Below are 18,509 nucleotides of genomic sequence, written 5' to 3'. Positions count from 1 at the left end.
GGCCGCCGTCGAGGCGCGCGCCGTAGACTCCGGCCATGGCCGATGGACTCTGGTGGCTGCCCTCCCTCCTCGTCTTCGGCGGCGCCGCCGTCGCGCTCGTCGCCGCGATCGCCGGGGTGCGCCGGCTCGGCCGCCGCCGCGAGCTCGCCGACCTCGAGCGCGGCCGCGCGGTCGAGGTGCGGGCGAAGCAGCTCATCGTCGAGACCGACGAACGGGTCCGCGAGGCCCGCCGCGAGATCGCGTTCGCCGAGGCGCAGTTCGGCGCCGAGGCCGCCCGTCCGGTGCGCGAGGCGAGCGAACGGGCCGAGCGCTGGCTGCGCGAGGCGTTCCTGCTGCAGCAGCGGCTCGACGACGCGGAGCCCGACACGGCCGCCGAGCGGCGCAGCTGGAGCGAGCGCATCGCCGGGCTGTGCACCTCGGCGCTCGGCGCGCTCGAGCAGGCGGAGCAGGCGCTCGGCGCCCGCCGGGCCGCCGAACGGGGCGCGGGCGCGACGCTCGCGGAGCTGCCGGAGACGGCCGCCAGGCTCGGGCGACGGCGACAGGATGCCGCGGCCGCCCTGGACCGGCTCGGCACCCGGTTCCGGCCCACCGCCCTCGTCGGGGGCCGCGCCGCCCTCGAGCGCGTCGACCTCGCGCTCGCCGCAGCGGACGCCGCGCTCGCCGCCACCGGGGCCGCGGCCGGCGCGGGCGACGCCGAGCGCGCCGCCCGGATCGCCGCGGACCTCGACCGGGCCGCCGGCGACCTCGACGCGATCGACCGGCTCGAGCTCGAGCTCGCCGACGCGGAGCGCGCCGCGGAGCAGGGGATGCGCCGCCTCGACGCAGAACTCGTCGACGCCCGCCGCGAGCGCGACGCGCTGAGCGACCCCGAGGACGCCCGCGAGCTCGGCGAGGCCATCGCGGGCGTCGCCGAGCTCATCGGGGTCGCGGGCGCCGCGGCCGACGTCGCCGAGCTGCCCGACCCCTTCGCCGAGCGCGACCGGCTCGACGCGGCCCTCGACCGCCTCGAATCGGCGCGGGCCGAGGCGCGCACCGCGCAGGCGCGGCTCGACGGGGCGCGTTCGGCGCTCGGCGGCGCGCTCGCGATCGCCGAGAGCCAGCTGGGGGTCGCCCGCGCCCTCGTCGAACGCGGTCGCGGCCTCGTCGGCGCGGGGGCGCGCACCCGGCTCGCCGAGGCGGAGCGCCAGCTCGTCATCGCCCGCCAGGAACCCGATCCGGTCGCCGCCCTCGATGCCGCCCGGCGTGCCGCGGCGCGGGCTGCGGACGCCGAGGCGCTCGCCTCCTGGGACGCCGGCGCCGGGCGGCGCTGACGCACGAGGACGCATGGGCGGGGCATCCCTCCCGCGTCCACTAGCCTGGCCCGGTGCAGTCTGACGCCCCCTTCGCCCAGTCCAAGTACCAGGTCCGGTTCGAGTGGGGCGCCGAAGGCTTCGAACGCCTCGCGCCCGCCGACGTCGTCGTGCTCGTCGACGCCCTCTCCTTCACGACCGCGGTCGTCGCGGCCGCCGAGCACGGCCTCGCCGTGGCGCCCTGGCCGAAGGGCGAGCCCGGCGCCGAGGCGTTCGCCGCGGGCCTCGGCGACGGCACCGGCCTGAGCGCACCCGCCGCCTTCCTCGCCGGCCTCGCGGACGGGCAGGAGCTGCCCGCCGAGCCCGGCGCGACCCTCGTGCTCGCCTCGCCGAACGGGGCGACCCTGGCGCGCGGCTTCGCCGTGCGAGCGGAGGCCGGCGGCACCGACACCCCCGTCGTGCTCGCCGCCTCGCTGCGCAACCGCACGGCGGTCGCCCGCCGCATCCTCGCTCTGCAGGAGGAGCGCGGCCGACGGCTCAGCGTCGCGATCCTCGCCGCGGGCGAGCGCGGCGGCGACGGGGTGCGCTTCGCCGTCGAGGATCAGCTCGCCGGTGGCGCGGTCGTCGACGCCCTCGTCGCCCTCGGCATCGACCACACCGCGCCGGAGGCCGCCGTCGCCTGCGCCGCCTTCGAGGGCCTGCGCCGCGCCGTCGGCCACCTGCAGAGCGCGAGCGGCAGCGGGGTCGAGCTCGTCGGCCGGGGCGTGGGCGCGGGCGTCGCCGCGGCGGCGCAGACCGACGTCACCGAGCTCGTGCCCGAGCTCCGCGGCGAGGTGTTCCGCGTCGGCTGAGCCGGCTCAGCCCGCGGTGACGGGGCGCTTTCGCGCACGGTGCGCGCGTACCTTCGCCCGGTTGCCGCAGCGCTGCATCGAGCACCAGCGGCGGCTGCCCGCCCGCGAGGTGTCGAGGAAGACGATGTCGCAGTCGTCGCCCGCGCAGACGCGGATGCGCTCGGCGTTCGCCGCCCCGAGCAGGTCGACCGCGTCGCGGGCGATCGTCGACAGCGCCTGGCCGACGAGTTGCACCGAGCGGCCCGCCTGGCGCGAGCCGCCGGCGAGGGACGGCGGGATGTCGGGGGTCGCGGCGTAGAGGTTCACGATGTCGACGTCGTCGCTGCGGCGCTCGCCGCCGTGCGCCGCGGCGAGGGCGAGCCGGGTGATCGCGTCGCGGAGCGCCGTGGCATCGAAGAGGTCGCGGGTGCGGGCGTCGCCGATCGCCATGGGGAAGCGCTCGCGCAGCCAGCCGGCGAGGTCGTCGGGGGCGTGCAGCAGCTCCTCGGCGAGCGAGGCGCCGATCGGGCCCGTGCACGCGAAGTCGAGCGCGAGCGAGCCGGAGTCGAACCACCAGCGGAGCCCGTCGCCGGAGACGACCCACTGGCCGACGGGGATCTGCACGGTGGAGACGGGCATGCTGCGCTTTCGGGTGGGGAGGTGCGGGGCGCCGCTCGGGCGCGCTGTCCATTCTGCCCGACGTGCGGGCCACGTTCGGCGCGGGCGGGTCAGCCGGCCGCGGCGCTCGCGGCGCGGCGGCGCATCGCCGGGGTGATGTCGCGGCGGTGCCACTCGATGAGGTTCGCCCGGTCGAAGCCGCGCCGGCAGAGCCCGCAGCTGAGCGGCCGCTCGGGCCGGCGGTACCGGTAGTGCACGTGCCCCGCCGGGCAGCGGCCCACCCAGGGCGCGAGCTCGTCGGCGATCTCGCCGTCGTGCGTGCGGCGGCCGACGTAGCCGAGCTCGGCCGCGGTCTTCGCCCACTTCGGGCCGTGCCCGGCGCGCGGGCCGGCGAGCGCGTGCGCGACCTCGTGCAGCAGGATCTGGTGGATCTCGTCGTCGTCGTAGCGGGCGGCGAGGTAGCGTGACACCGAGATGTGCTTGGCCGTGTAGTTGCAGAGGCCGGCGCGCTTCTTCGCATTGTCGAAGCCGAAGCTCCACTGGGCGGGGTCGAGGTGCAGGGCGATGAGCGCCTCGGCCCACCGCCTGACCCGCTCGAGTTCCGCCATGGCACAGAGAATAGCGCCGCCCACCGGCACCGGGCCCGCTCGCCGCGTCCGCGCCGCCTCAGCCCGTGAGCCCGACGAGCAGCAGCCGGTCGTCTCCCGCGTGGGGCTCGCCGCGCCCGTCGGTGTTATTCGTCAGCACCCAGAGCCCGCCGCCGGGCGCCGCGACGACGTCGCGCAGCCGCCCGTGCTCGCCCGCGAACCAGGCCTCCGCCGTCGGCGCCGCCGCGCTCGCCGGAGCGATCGCCCACAGCCGTTCGCCGCGGAGCGCCGCGAGGAACAGCGCGTCCCCGGCCGCGGCCAACCCGCTCGGGCTCGCCTCCGACGTCGGCCACTGCAGCACCGGGTCGACGAAGGCCGGGTCGCCGGCGATCCCCTCCACGACGGGCCAGCCGTAGTCGCCGCCCGCTTCGATGAGGTTGAGCTCGTCCCAGGTGTTCTGGCCGAACTCCGCCGCCCACAGCCGGCCCGAGGCGTCCCAGGCGATGCCCTGCGGGTTACGGTGACCGAGGCTCCAGACGTGCGTGCCGAAGGGATTGCCGGGCGCGGGCGCCCCGTCGGGCGTCATCCGCAGGATCTTGCCGGCGAGCGAGCCGCGATCGCGCGCCGCCTCGCGCAGCCCGGCGTCGCCCGTCGTCGCGTAGAGGAAACCGTCGGGGCCGAAGGCGAGCCGGCCGCCGTTGTGGTTGCCCGCCTTCGGGATGCCGGTGAGCACCGGTTCGGCGGCGCCGAGCGCGATGGCGCCGGGGTCGCCGGTCACCGGCATCCGCACGATCCGGTTGTCGTCGGTGCCCGTGAACATCGCGTAGAGGGATGCCTCGCGCTCGCCGTCGCCCGGCAGCTGAGCGAGGCCCAGCAGCCCGCCCTCGCCGCCCGGGGCGACGCCGGGCACCTCGGCGACCACGCGGGTGCCGCCGCCGGGCAGCACCTCGACGATGCGGGCGAGGTCGCGCTCGCTCACGAGCACCGCGCCGTTCGGCAGGGCGACGACCGACCAGGGGGCGTCGAGGCCCGTCGCGAGCTCGCGGACCGTGCCGTCGGGCCGGAGCACCGGCGGCGGCGCGGGCGGCGGGGAGGGGGCCGGGCTCGTGGCCGTTGGCGTCTCGGCGCCGCTCGGCGGCGGGCTCGTCTGCGCGGGGCGTCCGTCGGGGGCGCAGCCGGCGAGCGCGAGGAGGGCGAGGGCGACGACCGCGGCGGGGCCGTTCGCCCGGCGGGCGCGGTTCGGCATCCTGCCCCCGTTCCTCGTCGACGTCGTCACGTCCAGTCTGCGCGCCGCGCAGCCGCGCGGCAACGCCCGCCGCGCGACGTCGCGCGCGTCGCGGCAGAATGGGGGGATGGCGGCGGCGATCGATCTGAACTGCGACCTCGGCGAGTCGTTCGGGGCGTGGCGGCTCGGCGACGACGAGGCGATGTTCGGCCTCGTGACGAGCGCGAACGTCGCGTGCGGCTTTCACGCCGGCGACCCCGTCACGATGCACCGGAGCGTCGGGCTCGCCGCCCGGCACGGCGTCGCCCTCGGCGCGCATCCCGGCTACCGCGACCTCGCGGGCTTCGGCCGGCGCGCCCTCGACGCCGCGCCCGAGGAGCTCGCCGCCGAGCTGCTCTACCAGCTCGGCGCGCTCGACGGCCTCGCCCGGGCGCGGGGCGTCCGCGTCCGCTACGTCAAGGCGCACGGCGCGCTCTACCACCGGCTCGGTGCCGACGAGCGCGCCGCCGCCGCGTTCGCCGAGGCGCTCGCCGCCTACGACCCCGCGCTGCCCGTGCTCGGCGCGCCCGGCGGGGCGATCGAGCGGGCGGCCCAGGCGGCCGGCCTGCGCTTCGCCCGCGAGGCGTTCGCCGATCGCGGCTACGGCGCCGACGGCCTGCTGCTGCCGCGCGGGACCGAGGGCGCGCTCGTCACCGATCCCGAGGAGGTCGCCGCCCGGGCCGTCGCCCTCGCCACCACCGGAGCGGCGCCGCTCGCGGACGGCGGCGCGCTCGAACTCGCCCCCGACTCGATCTGCCTGCATGGGGACACGCCCGGCGCGCCCGAGCTCGCTCGGCGGGTCCGGGCGGCGCTCGAGGAGGCCGGCGTCCAGGTCCGGGCCTTCGCATGACCGTGCGACTGCTGCCGAGCGGACCCGACGCGATCCTCGTCGAGTGCGGCTCGCAGGCGGAGGTGCTCGCGCTGCACGAGGCGCTCGCCGGCGACCCGCCGGCGGGGCTCGTCGAGCTCGTGCCGGCCGCGCGCACCGTGCTCGTCGCCGTCGACCACCGGGTGCTGCCGCTCGAGACGGCGGCGAGCTGGGTGCGGCGTGCGGCCCACGACGGCCCCGGCCGAGGCGCGGCCGGCGGGCCGCGGCCGCACGCGGCCCGGCCCGACGCGGTCGCCGGCGCGCCGTCCGTCGTCATCGAGGCGAGCTACGACGGCGAGGATCTTGACGACACCGCGCGCCTGCTCGGCATCGGGGCGGCCGAGCTCGTCGCCCGTCACCTCGCCGCCGAGTGGCGGGTCGCGTTCATCGGCTTCGCCCCGGGCTTCGCCTACCTCGTGAGCGACGACTGGCCGTACCGCGTGCCCCGGCTCGACGCCCCGCGCACCCGGGTGCCCGCCGGGTCGCTCGCGCTCGCCGACGGCTACACCGGGGCCTATCCGCGCGAGAGCCCGGGCGGCTGGCGCCTCATCGGCCGCACCGAGGCGGTGCTCTGGGACGAACGGGCCGATCCGCCGGCCCGGCTGGTGCCCGGGGCGCGGGTGCGCTTCCGCGAGGTCGGCTCGTCGTTCGGAGCGGGCTCGTGAGCGCGCTGCGCATCGTCGCGCCCGGGGCATCCTGCCTCGTCGAGGACCTCGGCCGGCCCGGCCTCGCCCGCCTCGGCGTCGGCCGTTCTGGCGCCGCCGACCGCGGGGCGCTCGCCCTCGCGAACCGGCTCGTCGGCAATGCCGAGGGAGCGGCGGGCCTCGAGGTGCTGCTCGGCGGCTTCCGGGCGGTCGCGGAGTCGGATGCCTGGATCGCCGTCACGGGCGCCCGCGGCCCCATCCTCGTCGACGGCGTCGAGGCGCCGCCGGCGGTCGCCGTGCGGGTGCCGGCCGGCGCCGAGCTGGAGCTGCGGCCCGCCGAGCACGGGCTCCGGTACCTCGTCGGAGTGCGCGGCGGCATCGCGGTGCCCGAGGTGCTTGGCTCGCGCTCCCGGGACACGCTCGCCGGGCTCGGCCCCGCTCCCGTCGCGGCGGGCGACCGCGTGCCGATCGGCCCCGAGCCCGAGGCGCCGGTCGCGCTGCTCGACCGGGAGGCCGCCTTCGCCCCGGCGGACGGGCCCGTCGTGCTCGAACTCGTGCCGGGCCCGCGCGCCGACTGGTTCACGGAGCCGGCCCGCGCCCTCCTCTTCGACGTGGAGTGGCGCACCTCGGCCGCGGCCGACCGCGTCGGCACCCGGCTCGAGGGGCCGGCGCTCGACCGGCTCGTGAGCGGCGAGCTCGCGAGCGAGGCGACGGTGCCGGGCTCGATGCAGGTCTCGACCTCGGGGCAGCCGACGATCCTCGGGCCCGACCGCCCGGTCACCGGCGGCTACCCGGTGATCGCGATCGTCGCGCCCGCCTCGCTCGACCGTGTCGCCCAGCTCCGCCCCGGCCAGCCCGTGCGCTTCCGCCACGCCTCACACAACTCAGGAACATCCGGCGGTTATGCGCCTCAAGCCGATCAGTGATCGGTGGCGGTGCCGGGATGCCGGTCGGGTTCTTCCTGAGTTGTGGGAGAGGGCCGGGACGCGCTACTTGGCGAGGAAGACGGAGCGGGCCGGCGGCGGGCTCGGCACCGCCGTGGCATCCGTGACGACCGGCGCGCCCGCGACGAAGCGGCGCAGCTCCTCGCCGTCGACGAGCTTGGCGGGCGCCGGGTCGCTCGCGAGGCGGCGCGGCAGCTCGGCGAAGGGCAGCTCGGCGTCGCTCGCGTACATGACGACGTTGCCGAAGCGCCGCCCCTTCAGCATCGAGGCGTCGGCGGCGATCGCGACGTGGGCGAAGACGTGGCCCAGGGTCGCTGCCTGCGCGCGGGCGAAGCCGAGCCCGGCCCCGTCGGCGACGTTCACCGCGACGATGCCGCCGGGCGCAAGCCGCGGCTGCAGCAGGCTGTAGAACTCGGCGCTCGTCACGTGCGCGGGGGTGCGTGCGCCCGAGAAGATGTCGACGACGGCGAGGTCGACGGCGCCGTCGAGCCCCGCGGGCAGCTTCTGCAGCACCGCCCGGGCGTCGCCGTGGCGCACCCGCAGCTGCGCGCCGCGGGGGAGCGGCAGCACCTCGCGCACGAGCTCGACGAGCTCCGACTCGAGCTCGATCACCTGCTGCCGTGAGCCGGGGCGCGTCGCGACGACGTAGCGCGGCAGGGTGAGCGCCCCGCCGCCGAGGTGCAGCGCCGTGATCGGCTCGCCCTCGGCGCGGACGAGGTCGACGGCGTGCCCGATGCGGCGCACGTACTCGAAGCCGAGCCACTCGGGCCGGTCGAGCTCGACGTGCGACTGCGGGGTGCCGTCGACGTAGAGCGTCCAGGAGCCCGGCGTACTGCGGGACTCCTCGAGCCTCGCGAGGTGGCCGCTCGCGGAGAGGCGGCGTTCGAGCGGCGGATCGGCATGGTGCGGCACGGCTCCACGCTACCCCGCGCCCTCGGCGGGTGCGCCGGGCGGGCGCCGTCAGCAGGCGCCGAAGAGCACCGCGTCGAGCCGGTCCCGTTCGAGCACGGCGGCCGGGTGCGGCCCGTGCAGCGCGAGGTGCTCGGCCACGAGGGGCGGGATGCCCGCCGGACCGGCGACGAGCACCGCATTGCCCTCCTCGGTGCCGGCCAGCACCCCCGCGTCGCCCGCGACGAGCAGCTCGGTGCCCGGCCGCGCCCTGGCGATCGCGCGGGCCTGCTCGCGCAGCCGGCCGAGGCCGGCGGCGTCCGCCACGTTCGCGATGAGCAGCGGCGGGCCGTCGACGGGGTCGAGGAGGGCGAGCAGTTCGCGCTGGAACGCGACGTCGGCGACGAAGGCGGGCGGTTCGAGCCGGGAGTACAGGTCGAGCACGACGAGGTCGAAGCCGGCGCCCGCCTCGCGCAGCGCCGGCACGGCGTCGGCGGCGTCGGCGATGCGCGTCTCGACGCCGGCGGGCAGGGGCAGCCGCTCGAGCACGAGGTCGAGCAGCTCGGCGTCGAGCTCGACGACGAGTTGCGCGGAGCCCGGCCGGGTCGCCGCCACGTATCGCGGGATCGTCAGCGCCCCGCCGCCGAGGTGCAGCGCGCGCAGCGGTGCGCCGGGCGTCGCCATCGCGTCGACGACGTGGCCGATCCGGCGCACGTACTCGAAGAACAGCCGAGCGGGGTCGTCGGCGTCGACGTGGGACTGGGCGGTGCCGTCGACGAGCAGCGTCCAGCCGCTGCCGCTGAACACGTCGCGCGCGAACTCGAGGCGGGCCATGCGGATGCCGTCGCCGGGTCAGCGCCCCTCGGCGACGTCCTCCGTCCGGCCGGGGCGGGCCTCGAAGGCGTCGAGCGCGGCGGTGAGCAGGGCCTCGCGGTCGAGGCCGCGCTGCGCCGCGAGGGCCGCGATGCGCCGCTCGAGCGCGTCGGGGGCGGATGCCTCGACCGGCCGATCGCGCAGGAGCAGCCCGACGACGGGCAGCACGATCGTGCCGAGCGCGTCGACGATCGCGACGACGCCGAACCAGCGCCAGTACGCGTCCCAGCCGCCGTCGCCCGGGATCCGCCCGTCGCTCAGGATCGGCAGGATGACGAGCAGCGCGACGAGCGCGATCGCGGCGAGGGTGACGGCCATCGCGGCGCGCACGACGGGGTGCCGTCGGCCGGCGAGGAGCAGCAGCAGGTTCGCGTGCGCGAGACTGAGGGCGAGCACGCCGGCGACGCCGAACCAGCGCCAGAGCTCGCCCGAGCCGTCGTTCCAGGCGTCCCAGGGCATCCAGATCAGCACGAGGCCGATGACGAGCGCGATCGCGCTGACGGCGAGCCCGACGAAGCCGACGAGCCGGACGGGCCGCCCGGCGACGGCGAGATGGCAGAGCGCGACGGTGCTGAAGCCGGCGACGAGGAGGGTGGTCGTGAGCACGCGGCCCTGCACCTCGCCGAAGTCGCCGGTGAGCAGCACCACGATGCCGACCACCGCGGTGAGGGAGATCGAGACGACGAGCGCGACGATGGCGGCGCGGCGGGCGCCGCGAACGCCCGGCGGGCTGGGAACGGCACCTGGCTCGGTCATGGCACCTCCTCGTGCCGGTCAGTCTAGGGATCGCGGGCGGCGGAACCGGGGAGGAACGGCCCGGAATCCCGGGCGAGGCGGGGCCGCTTCGAGGCATCCGACACCCCGCGCCGCGCGTTTATACCGGAGATCTTCGACGAAATCAAGAATCCGGCTGGACATGGCGCGTCTTGTCGCATATGCTTGACCTTTGCGCTCCCAGACCCACTCTGCCTTCATATTGCGGTCGGCTCCGTGTAGTCCGTGATCTCGCGATCACCGACTCCCGCACACGTCTCGGGGCAACTCTCCACTTGTGACAATGAACCGGGCCGACGGGCCCATGGAGGTCATTTCCTTGGCTGCTGCGCGCAACGCGACCACGCCCACCCCCAAGAACGGACGCGAGGCAAGTCGCCTCTCGTTCGCGAAGGTCACCGACACCCTCACCGTCCCCGACCTGCTCGCCCTGCAGACCGAGAGCTTCGACTGGCTCGTCGGCAACGACGCGTGGAAGGCGCGCGTCGAGCAGGCCATGGCAGAGGGCCGGAAGGACCTGCCCGAGGCCACCGGCCTCGAGGAGATCTTCGAGGAGATCTCCCCGATCGAGGACCTCGGCGAGACCATGCAGCTCTCGTTCACCAACCCTGAGCTCGAGCCGCCGAAGTACACGATCGACGAGTGCAAGGAGAAGGGCAAGACCTACTCCGCACCGCTCTACGTGAACGCCGAGTTCATGAACCACCTCACGGGCGAGATCAAGACCCAGACGGTGTTCATGGGCGACTTCCCGCTGATGACCGCCCGCGGCACCTTCGTGATCAACGGCACCGAGCGCGTCGTCGTCTCGCAGCTCGTCCGTTCGCCCGGCGTGTACTTCGAGCGCACCCCCGACAAGACGAGCGACAAGGACATCTACTCCGCTCGCGTCATCCCGAGCCGCGGCGCCTGGCTCGAGTTCGAGATCGACAAGCGCGACCAGGTCGGCGTCCGCATCGACCGCAAGCGCAAGCAGTCGGTCACGGTCTTCCTGAAGGCCCTCGGCCTCACCTCCGAGGAGATCCTCGAGCAGTTCGCCGGCTACGAGTCGATCGCCCTCACCCTCGAGAAGGACAACATCCTCACGAAGGAAGAGGCGCTCAAGGACATCTACCGCAAGCTCCGTCCGGGAGAGCAGGTCGCCGCCGAGGCCGCGCGCGCGCTCCTCGACAACTTCTACTTCAACCCGAAGCGCTACGACCTCGCGAAGGTCGGCCGGTACAAGATCAACCAGAAGCTCGGCCTCGAGGCCCCGCTGACGGACTCGGTCCTGACCGTCGACGACATCGTCGCGACGATCAAGTACCTCGTCGCGCTGCACGAGGGTCGCGAGACCCTGCCGGGTCGCCGCGGCGGCAAGGCGGTCGAGATCCGCCTCGACGTCGACGACATCGACAACTTCGGCAACCGTCGCATCCGCGCGGTGGGCGAGCTCATCCAGAACCAGGTGCGCACCGGCCTCAGCCGCATGGAGCGCGTCGTCCGCGAGCGCATGACGACGCAGGACATCGAGGCGATCACCCCGCAGACCCTGATCAACGTGCGACCCGTCGTCGCCGCGATCAAGGAGTTCTTCGGCACCTCGCAGCTGTCGCAGTTCATGGACCAGAACAACCCGCTGGCCGGCCTCACCCACAAGCGCCGCCTCTCGGCGCTCGGCCCCGGCGGCCTCTCGCGCGACCGCGCGGGCGTCGAGGTCCGCGACGTGCACCCCTCGCACTACGGCCGCATGTGCCCGATCGAGACCCCGGAAGGCCCGAACATCGGCCTGATCGGCTCGCTCGCCTCGTTCGCGCGGATCAACTCGTTCGGCTTCATCGAGACGCCGTACCGCCGCGTCGAGAACGGCAAGGTCAGCAACCAGATCGACTACCTGACCGCGTCGGAGGAGGACGACTTCATCGTCGCCCAGGCCAACGCGCCGCTGAAGGCCGACGGCTCCTTCGTCGAGGACCGCGTGCTCGCCCGCAAGAAGGGCGGCGAGGTCGACCTGTTCCCGGCCGCCGAGATCGGCTACATGGACGTCTCGCCGCGCCAGATGGTGTCGGTGGGTACCTCCCTCATCCCGTTCCTCGAGCACGACGACGCGAACCGCGCCCTCATGGGTGCGAACATGCAGCGCCAGGCCGTGCCGCTGCTGCGCAGCGACTCGCCGCTCGTCGGCACCGGCATGGAGGGTTACGCGGCCGTCGACGCCGGTGACGTCATCACCGCCGACCGTGCGGGCGTCGTCGCCGAGGTCTCGGCCGACTCCGTCACCGTGCAGCTCGACGAGGGCGGCACGCAGACGTACTACCTGCGCAAGTTCGACCGTTCGAACCAGGGCACCTCGTACAACAACCGCGTCGTGGTCTCGGCCGGCGAGCGCGTCGAGGTCGGCGAGGTCATCGCCGACGGCCCCGCCACCGACAACGGCGAGCTCGCGCTCGGCAAGAACCTCCTCGTGGCGTTCATGCCGTGGGAGGGCCACAACTTCGAGGACGCGATCATCCTCAGCCAGAACCTGGTGAAGGACGACGTCCTCTCCTCGATCCACATCGAGGAGTACGAGGTCGACGCCCGCGACACCAAGCTCGGCAAGGAGGAGATCACCCGCGATCTCCCGAACGTGAGCCCCGACCTGCTCGCCGACCTCGACGAGCGCGGCATCATCCGCATCGGTGCCGAGGTGCGCCCCGGCGACATCCTCGTCGGCAAGGTCACGCCGAAGGGCGAGACCGAGCTCAGCGCCGAGGAACGCCTGCTCCGCGCGATCTTCAACGAGAAGAGCCGCGAGGTCCGCGACACCTCCCTGAAGGTGCCCCACGGCGAGCAGGGCACCATCATCGGCGTCAAGGTGTTCGACTCGCAGGACGGCGACGACGAGCTCGGCTCGGGCGTCAACCAGCGCGTGGTCGTGTACATCGCCCAGAAGCGCAAGATCACCGAGGGCGACAAGCTCGCCGGCCGCCACGGCAACAAGGGCGTCATCTCGAAGATCCTGCCGGTCGAGGACATGCCGTTCCTCGCGGACGGCACGCCGGTCGACGTCGTGCTGAACCCGCTCGGCATCCCGGGTCGAATGAACTTCGGCCAGGTGCTCGAGACCCACCTCGGCTGGGTCGCGAAGCAGGGCTGGAAGGTCGACGGCACCCCGGAGTGGGCGAAGTCCCTCCCCGAGGGCGCCCGCGAGGCCGCCCCCGGCACCAAGGTCGCCACCCCGGTGTTCGACGGCGCGCACGAGGAGGAGATCGCAGGTCTCCTCGACTCGACGCTGCCGAACCGCGACGGCGAGCGCCTCATCGACTCCTCGGGCAAGACCCAGCTGTTCGACGGTCGCTCGGGCGAGCCGTTCCCGTACCCCGTCTCGGTCGGCTACATGTACATCCTGAAGCTGCACCACCTCGTGGACGACAAGATCCACGCCCGCTCCACCGGCCCCTACTCGATGATCACGCAGCAGCCGCTGGGTGGAAAGGCGCAGTTCGGCGGCCAGCGCTTCGGCGAGATGGAGGTGTGGGCGCTCGAGGCGTACGGCGCCGCCTACGCCCTCCAGGAGCTCCTCACGATCAAGTCCGACGACATCCTCGGCCGCGTCAAGGTGTACGAGGCGATCGTCAAGGGCGAGAACATCCAGGAGCCCGGCATCCCCGAGTCGTTCAAGGTGCTCATGAAGGAGATGCAGTCGCTCTGCCTGAACGTCGAGGTGCTCTCGGCCGACGGCACCGCGGTCTCGCTCCGCGACACCGATGACGAGGCCTTCCGCGCAGCGGAGGAGCTCGGCATCAACATCTCCGCGCGCTTCGAGTCGTCGAACATCGACGAGATCTGAACCGCCAGGTACGAAACGACTTCAGGAATCTAGGAGAGAAATTGCTCGACGCAACGACGTTCGATGAGCTTCGTATCGGCCTGGCCACCGCAGAGGACATCCGCAAGTGGTCCCACGGCGAGGTCAAGAAGCCGGAGACCATCAACTACCGCACGCTGAAGCCCGAGAAGGACGGGCTCTTCGGCGAGCAGATCTTCGGGCCGTCCCGTGACTGGGAGTGCGCCTGCGGCAAGTACAAGCGCGTCCGCTTCAAGGGCATCGTCTGCGAGCGGTGCGGGGTCGAGGTCACCAAGAGCTCGGTCCGCCGCGAGCGGATGGGCCACATCGAGCTCGCCGCCCCGGTGACGCACATCTGGTACTTCAAGGGCGTCCCCTCGCGCCTCGGCTACCTGCTCGACATGGCGCCGAAGGACCTCGAGAAGGTCATCTACTTCGCCGCCTACATGGTGATCGATGTCGACGAGGACGGCCGTCACGCCGACATGCCCGGCCTCGAGAACGAGCTCCGGCTCGAGATCAAGACCATCGGCGACCAGCGCGACGCCCGCATCGCGACGCTCATGGCCCGCAAGGAGGAGGAGCTCGCGCAGCTCGAGGCCGACGGCGCCAAGTCCGACGTCCGCAAGCGCGCCGAGGCCGCCGCCGACAAGGAGATGACCCAGGTCCGCAAGTCGGCCGACGAGCAGATCGCGCACCTCGAGCGCGTCTGGGAGGACTTCCGCACGCTGAAGGTCGGCGAGCTGAAGCCCGAGGACTCGGTCTTCCACGAGCTGCAGGACCGCTTCGGCATGTACTTCGAGGCCTACATGGGCGCCGAGGCCATCAAGAAGCGCCTGCTCTCGTTCGACCTCGCGGCCGAGGCCGAGGACCTGCACCTGCAGATCGCCGAGGGCAAGGGTCAGAAGAAGATCCGCGCCATCAAGCGCCTCAAGGTCGTCAACTCGTTCCTGCAGACCGGCAGCTCGCCGGCGGCGATGGTGCTCGACGTGGTGCCGGTGATCCCGCCGGAGCTGCGCCCGATGGTCCAGCTCGACGGCGGCCGCTTCGCGACCTCCGACCTGAACGACCTGTACCGCCGCGTCATCAACCGGAACAACCGTCTCCGCCGCCTGCTCGACCTCGGTGCCCCCGAGATCATCGTGAACAACGAGAAGCGCATGCTGCAGGAGGCCGTCGACGCCCTGTTCGACAACGGCCGTCGCGGTCGCCCGGTCACGGGCACCGGCAACCGCGCCCTGAAGTCCCTCAGCGACATGCTGAAGGGCAAGCAGGGCCGGTTCCGCCAGAACCTGCTCGGCAAGCGCGTCGACTACTCCGGCCGTTCGGTCATCGTCGTCGGCCCGCAGTTGAAGCTGCACCAGTGCGGTCTGCCCAAGCAGATGGCGCTGGAGCTCTTCAAGCCGTTCGTGATCAAGCGCCTCATCGACCTGAGCCACGCGCAGAACATCAAGGCCGCCAAGCGCATGGTCGAGCGTTCGCGCCCGCAGGTGTGGGACGTGCTCGAGGAGATCATCCGCGAGCGCCCCGTGCTGCTGAACCGTGCGCCCACGCTGCACCGTCTCGGCATCCAGGCGTTCGAGCCGCAGCTCGTCGAGGGCAAGGCCATCCAGCTCCACCCGCTCGTCTGCGCCGCGTTCAACGCGGACTTCGACGGCGACCAGATGGCCGTCCACCTGCCGCTGTCGGTCGAGGCCCAGGCCGAGGCCCGCGTGCTCATGCTCGCGTCGAACAACATCCTGAAGCCGTCGGACGGCCGTCCGGTGACCCTGCCCTCGCAGGACATGATCATCGGCCTGCACCACCTGACGACCGAGAAGCCGGGCGCCGCCGGCGAGGGCCGCGCGTTCTCGTCGATCGCCGAGGCGATCCTCGCGTTCGACCAGAACCGTCCGGGCGACCTCAAGCTCGACCTCGGCGCGGTCGTGAAGATCCGCCTCGAGGGCCTGCACTTCGCCGAGGGCCAGGAGCCGGAGGGCTTCGAGCCGGGCAAGTCGTTCCTGCTGGAGACCACACTCGGCCGGGCGATCTTCAACGAGGCGCTGCCGGTCGACTACCCGTACTTCAACAAGCAGGCCGGCAAGGGCCAGATCTCGGCGATCGTCAACGACCTCGCCGAGCGCTACCCGAAGACGGAGGTCGCCGCGACCCTCGACCGCATCAAGGACGCCGGCTTCCGCTGGGCGACCCGCTCGGGCGTGACCGTCGCGCTCTCGGACATCATCACGCCGCCGAGCAAGGGCGAGATCGTGGCGAAGTACGAGAAGCAGGCCGCCAAGGTGCAGTCGCAGTTCGAGAAGGGTCTCACGACCGACCTCGAGCGCCGCCAGGAGCTCATCCAGATCTGGACCAAGGCCACCGACGAGGTCGCCAAGGCCATGCAGGAGAGCTTCCCGACCGACAACACCATCAACCGCATGGTGACCTCGGGCGCCCGTGGTAACTGGCTGCAGGTGCGCAACATCGCCGGTATGCGAGGCCTGGTGAACAACCCGAAGGGTGAGATCATCCCTCGCCCGATCATCTCCTCGTACCGCGAGGGCCTCTCGGTCGCCGAGTACTTCATCGCGACCCACGGTGCCCGCAAGGGTCTGGCCGATACGGCGCTCCGCACCGCGGACTCCGGCTACCTGACCCGTCGTCTCGTCGACGTCTCGCAGGACGTCATCATCCGCGAGGACGACTGCGGCACCGGCAAGGGCCTCGAACTGCCGATCGGCCTCACCGACGCCTCGGGCGAGCTCGTGCGCGACCCGAACGTGGAGAACTCCGTGTTCGCCCGTTCGCTCGCGGCCGACGCCGTGAGCGCCGCGGGCGAGGTCGTCGCCGAGGCCGGCGAGGACGTGGGCGACGTGCTCATCGACAAGCTGATCGCGGCGGGCGTCGAGTCCATCAAGGTCCGCTCGGTGCTCACCTGCGAGTCGGCGGTCGGCGTCTGCGCGAAGTGCTACGGCCGTTCGCTCGCGACCGGCAAGCTCGTCGACATCGGCGAGGCCGTCGGCATCATCGCGGCCCAGTCGATCGGTGAGCCGGGCACCCAGCTCACGATGCGTACCTTCCACACCGGTGGTTCGGCCTCGGCCGACGACATCACGCAGGGTCTGCCCCGCGTGCAGGAGCTCTTCGAGGCCCGCACCCCCAAGGGCGCGTCGCCGATCGTCGAGGCCCCCGGTCGCATCACGATCGACGAGACCGACAAGCAGCGCAAGGTCATCCTGACCCCCGACAACGGCGACGAGCCGATCACGTACAACGTGCTCAAGCGCTCGACGCTGCTCGTCGAGGACGGGCAGCACGTCGAGCTCGGCCAGCAGCTCATCGTCGGCACGGTCGACCCGAAGGAGGTCCTCCGGGTCAAGGGTGTGCGCGAGGTGCAGAAGCACCTGGTGAACGGCGTGCAGGACGTGTACCGCTCGCAGGGCGTGCCGATCCACGACAAGCACATCGAGGTCATCGTGCGCCAGATGCTGCGCAAGGTCACCGTCGTCGACCACGGCGACACCGAGCTGCTGCCCGGCGAGCTCGTCGACCGGTCGAAGTACAACTCGATCAACCGCGCGGCGCTCACCGAGGGCAAGAAGACCGCCTCGGCGCGTCAGGAGGTCATGGGCATCACCAAGGCCTCGCTGGCGACCGAGTCGTGGCTGTCGGCCGCGTCCTTCCAGGAGACGACCCGCGTGCTCACGCAGGCCGCCATGGAGGGCAAGAGCGACCCGCTGGTCGGCCTCAAGGAGAACGTGATCATCGGCAAGCTGATCCCCGCCGGCACGGGCCTTCCGAAGTACCGGAACGTCACGGTCGAGGCGACGGAGGAGGCGAAGGCGGAGCGCTACCCGAACCGCATCTTCGCCGACGACGCGTCGTTCAACGAGGGCGACCTCAGCTTCGTCGACTTCGACGCGTTCTCGAGCGACGACTTCACGCCCGGCAACTACAGCTGAGCGCGACGCGCTGAACCCGAAGGGCCCCGGAGCGATCCGGGGCCCTTCGGCGTCTCCCGCGCGCTTCCGCGGGCAGGGGCCGCCGCGGCGCTACCATGAGCCGAATCGGTCACACGGGGTGCCCGGAGGGAGCAGACCATGACGAGCACGACGCCCGGAGACGACGAGCCGACGCGCGCGAGCGACGACTCGGCCGCGAACGCCGACCTCGCGCCCGCCGCGCGCGACGCGGACACCGAGCACCCGACCGCGGTGCTGCCGGAGCCCGTCGCGGCGCCCGCCTCGCCCGCTGAGGAGCCCGCCCCGTCCGCGGGCGACGCACCGGCGCACGACGCCGCCCCGGCCCCCGAGTCCGCGAGCGCGGCCCTCGGCGAGGCCCCCGGCGTCATCGAGGAGCCGGAGCCCGCGCACGAGGACCTCGACGCCAACGCCAGGCTCGACGCCGCCGTGCAGCGCGCGGGCGTGGTCCCCGGCGGCGACGCGCCCGCCGAGGAGTACCCCGAGCCCGTCGCGGCGGACACGGTCCGCCGCGAGACCTACGTCCCAGCGGGCGCTGCGGCCGGCGCCGCGGCCGGGGCGGCCACGCTCGCCCCGGAGCCGGGATACACGGCCGGCCCGCAGACCGTCTACGTGCAGGCCCCCGAGCCGCCGAAGGCGAAGGGCAACCGCGGCTTCGGCATCCTCGTCGCCCTCATCGGCACCGTGCTCTTCGCCGCGCTGTACCTGGGCGCCGCGTACCTGCTGCTGCTCAGCCAGGGCGATGCGGGCTCGGCGACCGAGCAGCTCACCCAGTTCGCGACCAAGCAGCTGTTCTGGGTGCCCGTCGCGGTGTTCTTCCTCGGCTTCGCGCTGCTCGCCGCGATCGTCAACAAGGGCGGCTGGTGGTGCTACGCGGTCTTCGGCCTGCTCGTCGCCGTCGCCGTGTACTTCTCCTACGTGGGCGGCGCGCTCTGGTCGGTCGCGTGGACGATCACCCCGGGCGACGTGCCCGGCTTCGTGGCGCAGCGCTGGCTCGACCCCTTCGCGATCGTGGCGGCCGTCATCGCCCGGGAGATCCCGATCTGGCTCGGCGGCTGGATCGCGGCGCGCGGCCGCAAGGTGACCGAGCGCAACCGGCTCGCCCTCGAGGCCTACGACCGCGAGATCGCGGCGGGGCCGCAGGCGCAGCTGCGCTGAGCGCG

Annotated in this window: 14 protein-coding genes; 8 read left to right on the top strand and 6 right to left on the bottom strand. The window is 73.3% G+C overall.

Going from position 1 to position 18,509, the window contains the following annotated elements:
- Positions 1-35 precede the first annotated feature (35 nt).
- Both ACFWE1_RS04995 and ACFWE1_RS04990 read left to right on the top strand, forming a co-directional pair.
- On the top strand, positions 36-1,310 hold the full coding sequence (locus ACFWE1_RS04995) for a hypothetical protein (protein ID WP_376932390.1): 1,275 nt from the start codon (positions 36-38) through the stop codon (positions 1,308-1,310).
- A gap of 53 nt (positions 1,311-1,363) precedes the next feature.
- The gene (locus ACFWE1_RS04990) at positions 1,364-2,140 is read left to right on the top strand and encodes a 2-phosphosulfolactate phosphatase (protein WP_376932389.1); all 777 of its coding nucleotides are present in this window, start codon (positions 1,364-1,366) and stop codon (positions 2,138-2,140) included.
- 6 nt (positions 2,141-2,146) lie between these two features.
- Here ACFWE1_RS04990 and ACFWE1_RS04985 read toward each other — a convergent pair whose 3' ends face one another.
- The 3 genes from ACFWE1_RS04985 to ACFWE1_RS04975 all read right to left on the bottom strand — a co-directional run bounded on the left by ACFWE1_RS04985 (position 2,147) and on the right by ACFWE1_RS04975 (position 4,570).
- Positions 2,147-2,758: a CGNR zinc finger domain-containing protein gene (locus ACFWE1_RS04985; protein WP_376932388.1), complete on the bottom strand. Its 612-nt coding sequence runs from the start codon at positions 2,756-2,758 to the stop codon at positions 2,147-2,149.
- 89 nt (positions 2,759-2,847) lie between these two features.
- On the bottom strand, positions 2,848-3,345 hold the full coding sequence (locus ACFWE1_RS04980) for a SprT-like domain-containing protein (protein ID WP_189083680.1): 498 nt from the start codon (positions 3,343-3,345) through the stop codon (positions 2,848-2,850).
- 58 nt (positions 3,346-3,403) lie between these two features.
- The gene (locus ACFWE1_RS04975) at positions 3,404-4,570 is read right to left on the bottom strand and encodes a PQQ-dependent sugar dehydrogenase (RefSeq protein WP_376932387.1); all 1,167 of its coding nucleotides are present in this window, start codon (positions 4,568-4,570) and stop codon (positions 3,404-3,406) included.
- 106 nt (positions 4,571-4,676) lie between these two features.
- Here ACFWE1_RS04975 and ACFWE1_RS04970 point away from each other — a divergent pair, with 106 nt between their 5' ends.
- From ACFWE1_RS04970 to ACFWE1_RS04960, 3 genes are read left to right on the top strand one after another with little or no spacing between them, the layout of a single operon-like run.
- Entirely contained in the window at positions 4,677-5,438 is a 762-nt protein-coding gene (locus ACFWE1_RS04970) for a LamB/YcsF family protein (RefSeq protein ID WP_376932386.1), read from the top strand.
- Entirely contained in the window at positions 5,435-6,121 is a 687-nt protein-coding gene (locus tag ACFWE1_RS04965; RefSeq protein ID WP_376932385.1) for an allophanate hydrolase subunit 1, read from the top strand. Before ACFWE1_RS04970 ends, ACFWE1_RS04965 begins: the two co-directional genes overlap by 4 nt.
- Positions 6,118-7,026: a biotin-dependent carboxyltransferase family protein gene (locus ACFWE1_RS04960; protein WP_376932384.1), complete on the top strand. Its 909-nt coding sequence runs from the start codon at positions 6,118-6,120 to the stop codon at positions 7,024-7,026. The genes ACFWE1_RS04965 and ACFWE1_RS04960 overlap by 4 nt, the downstream gene beginning before the upstream one ends.
- Positions 7,027-7,089: 63 nt before the next feature.
- Here ACFWE1_RS04960 and ACFWE1_RS04955 read toward each other — a convergent pair whose 3' ends face one another.
- The 3 genes from ACFWE1_RS04955 to ACFWE1_RS04945 are packed head-to-tail and all read right to left on the bottom strand — an operon-like array spanning position 7,090 to position 9,561.
- Positions 7,090-7,956: a spermidine synthase gene (locus ACFWE1_RS04955; RefSeq protein ID WP_376932383.1), complete on the bottom strand. Its 867-nt coding sequence runs from the start codon at positions 7,954-7,956 to the stop codon at positions 7,090-7,092.
- 48 nt (positions 7,957-8,004) lie between these two features.
- A complete protein-coding gene (locus tag ACFWE1_RS04950) occupies positions 8,005-8,766 on the bottom strand; it encodes a spermidine synthase (RefSeq protein ID WP_376932382.1) in 762 nt (253 codons plus the stop codon).
- 18 nt (positions 8,767-8,784) lie between these two features.
- The gene (locus tag ACFWE1_RS04945; RefSeq protein ID WP_376932381.1) at positions 8,785-9,561 is read right to left on the bottom strand and encodes a hypothetical protein; all 777 of its coding nucleotides are present in this window, start codon (positions 9,559-9,561) and stop codon (positions 8,785-8,787) included.
- A 337-nt stretch (positions 9,562-9,898) separates the two neighbouring features.
- Here ACFWE1_RS04945 and rpoB point away from each other — a divergent pair, with 337 nt between their 5' ends.
- From rpoB to ACFWE1_RS04930, 3 genes are all read left to right on the top strand, one after another.
- Positions 9,899-13,390, top strand: coding sequence for a DNA-directed RNA polymerase subunit beta (rpoB, locus tag ACFWE1_RS04940; RefSeq protein ID WP_376933064.1), 3,492 nt, complete (start codon positions 9,899-9,901; stop codon positions 13,388-13,390).
- 41 nt (positions 13,391-13,431) lie between these two features.
- Entirely contained in the window at positions 13,432-17,328 is a 3,897-nt protein-coding gene (gene rpoC, locus ACFWE1_RS04935) for a DNA-directed RNA polymerase subunit beta' (protein ID WP_376932380.1), read from the top strand.
- Between the two features lie 138 nt (positions 17,329-17,466).
- Positions 17,467-18,504, top strand: coding sequence for a hypothetical protein (locus tag ACFWE1_RS04930; protein ID WP_376932379.1), 1,038 nt, complete (start codon positions 17,467-17,469; stop codon positions 18,502-18,504).
- Positions 18,505-18,509 lie beyond the last annotated feature (5 nt).

Source organism: Agromyces sp. NPDC060279 (assembly GCF_042726785.1).
Lineage (GTDB): Bacteria > Actinomycetota > Actinomycetes > Actinomycetales > Microbacteriaceae > Agromyces.
The sequence above is the reverse complement of the archived record's forward strand: the minus strand, read 5'-3'. Positions and strand labels throughout refer to the sequence as shown.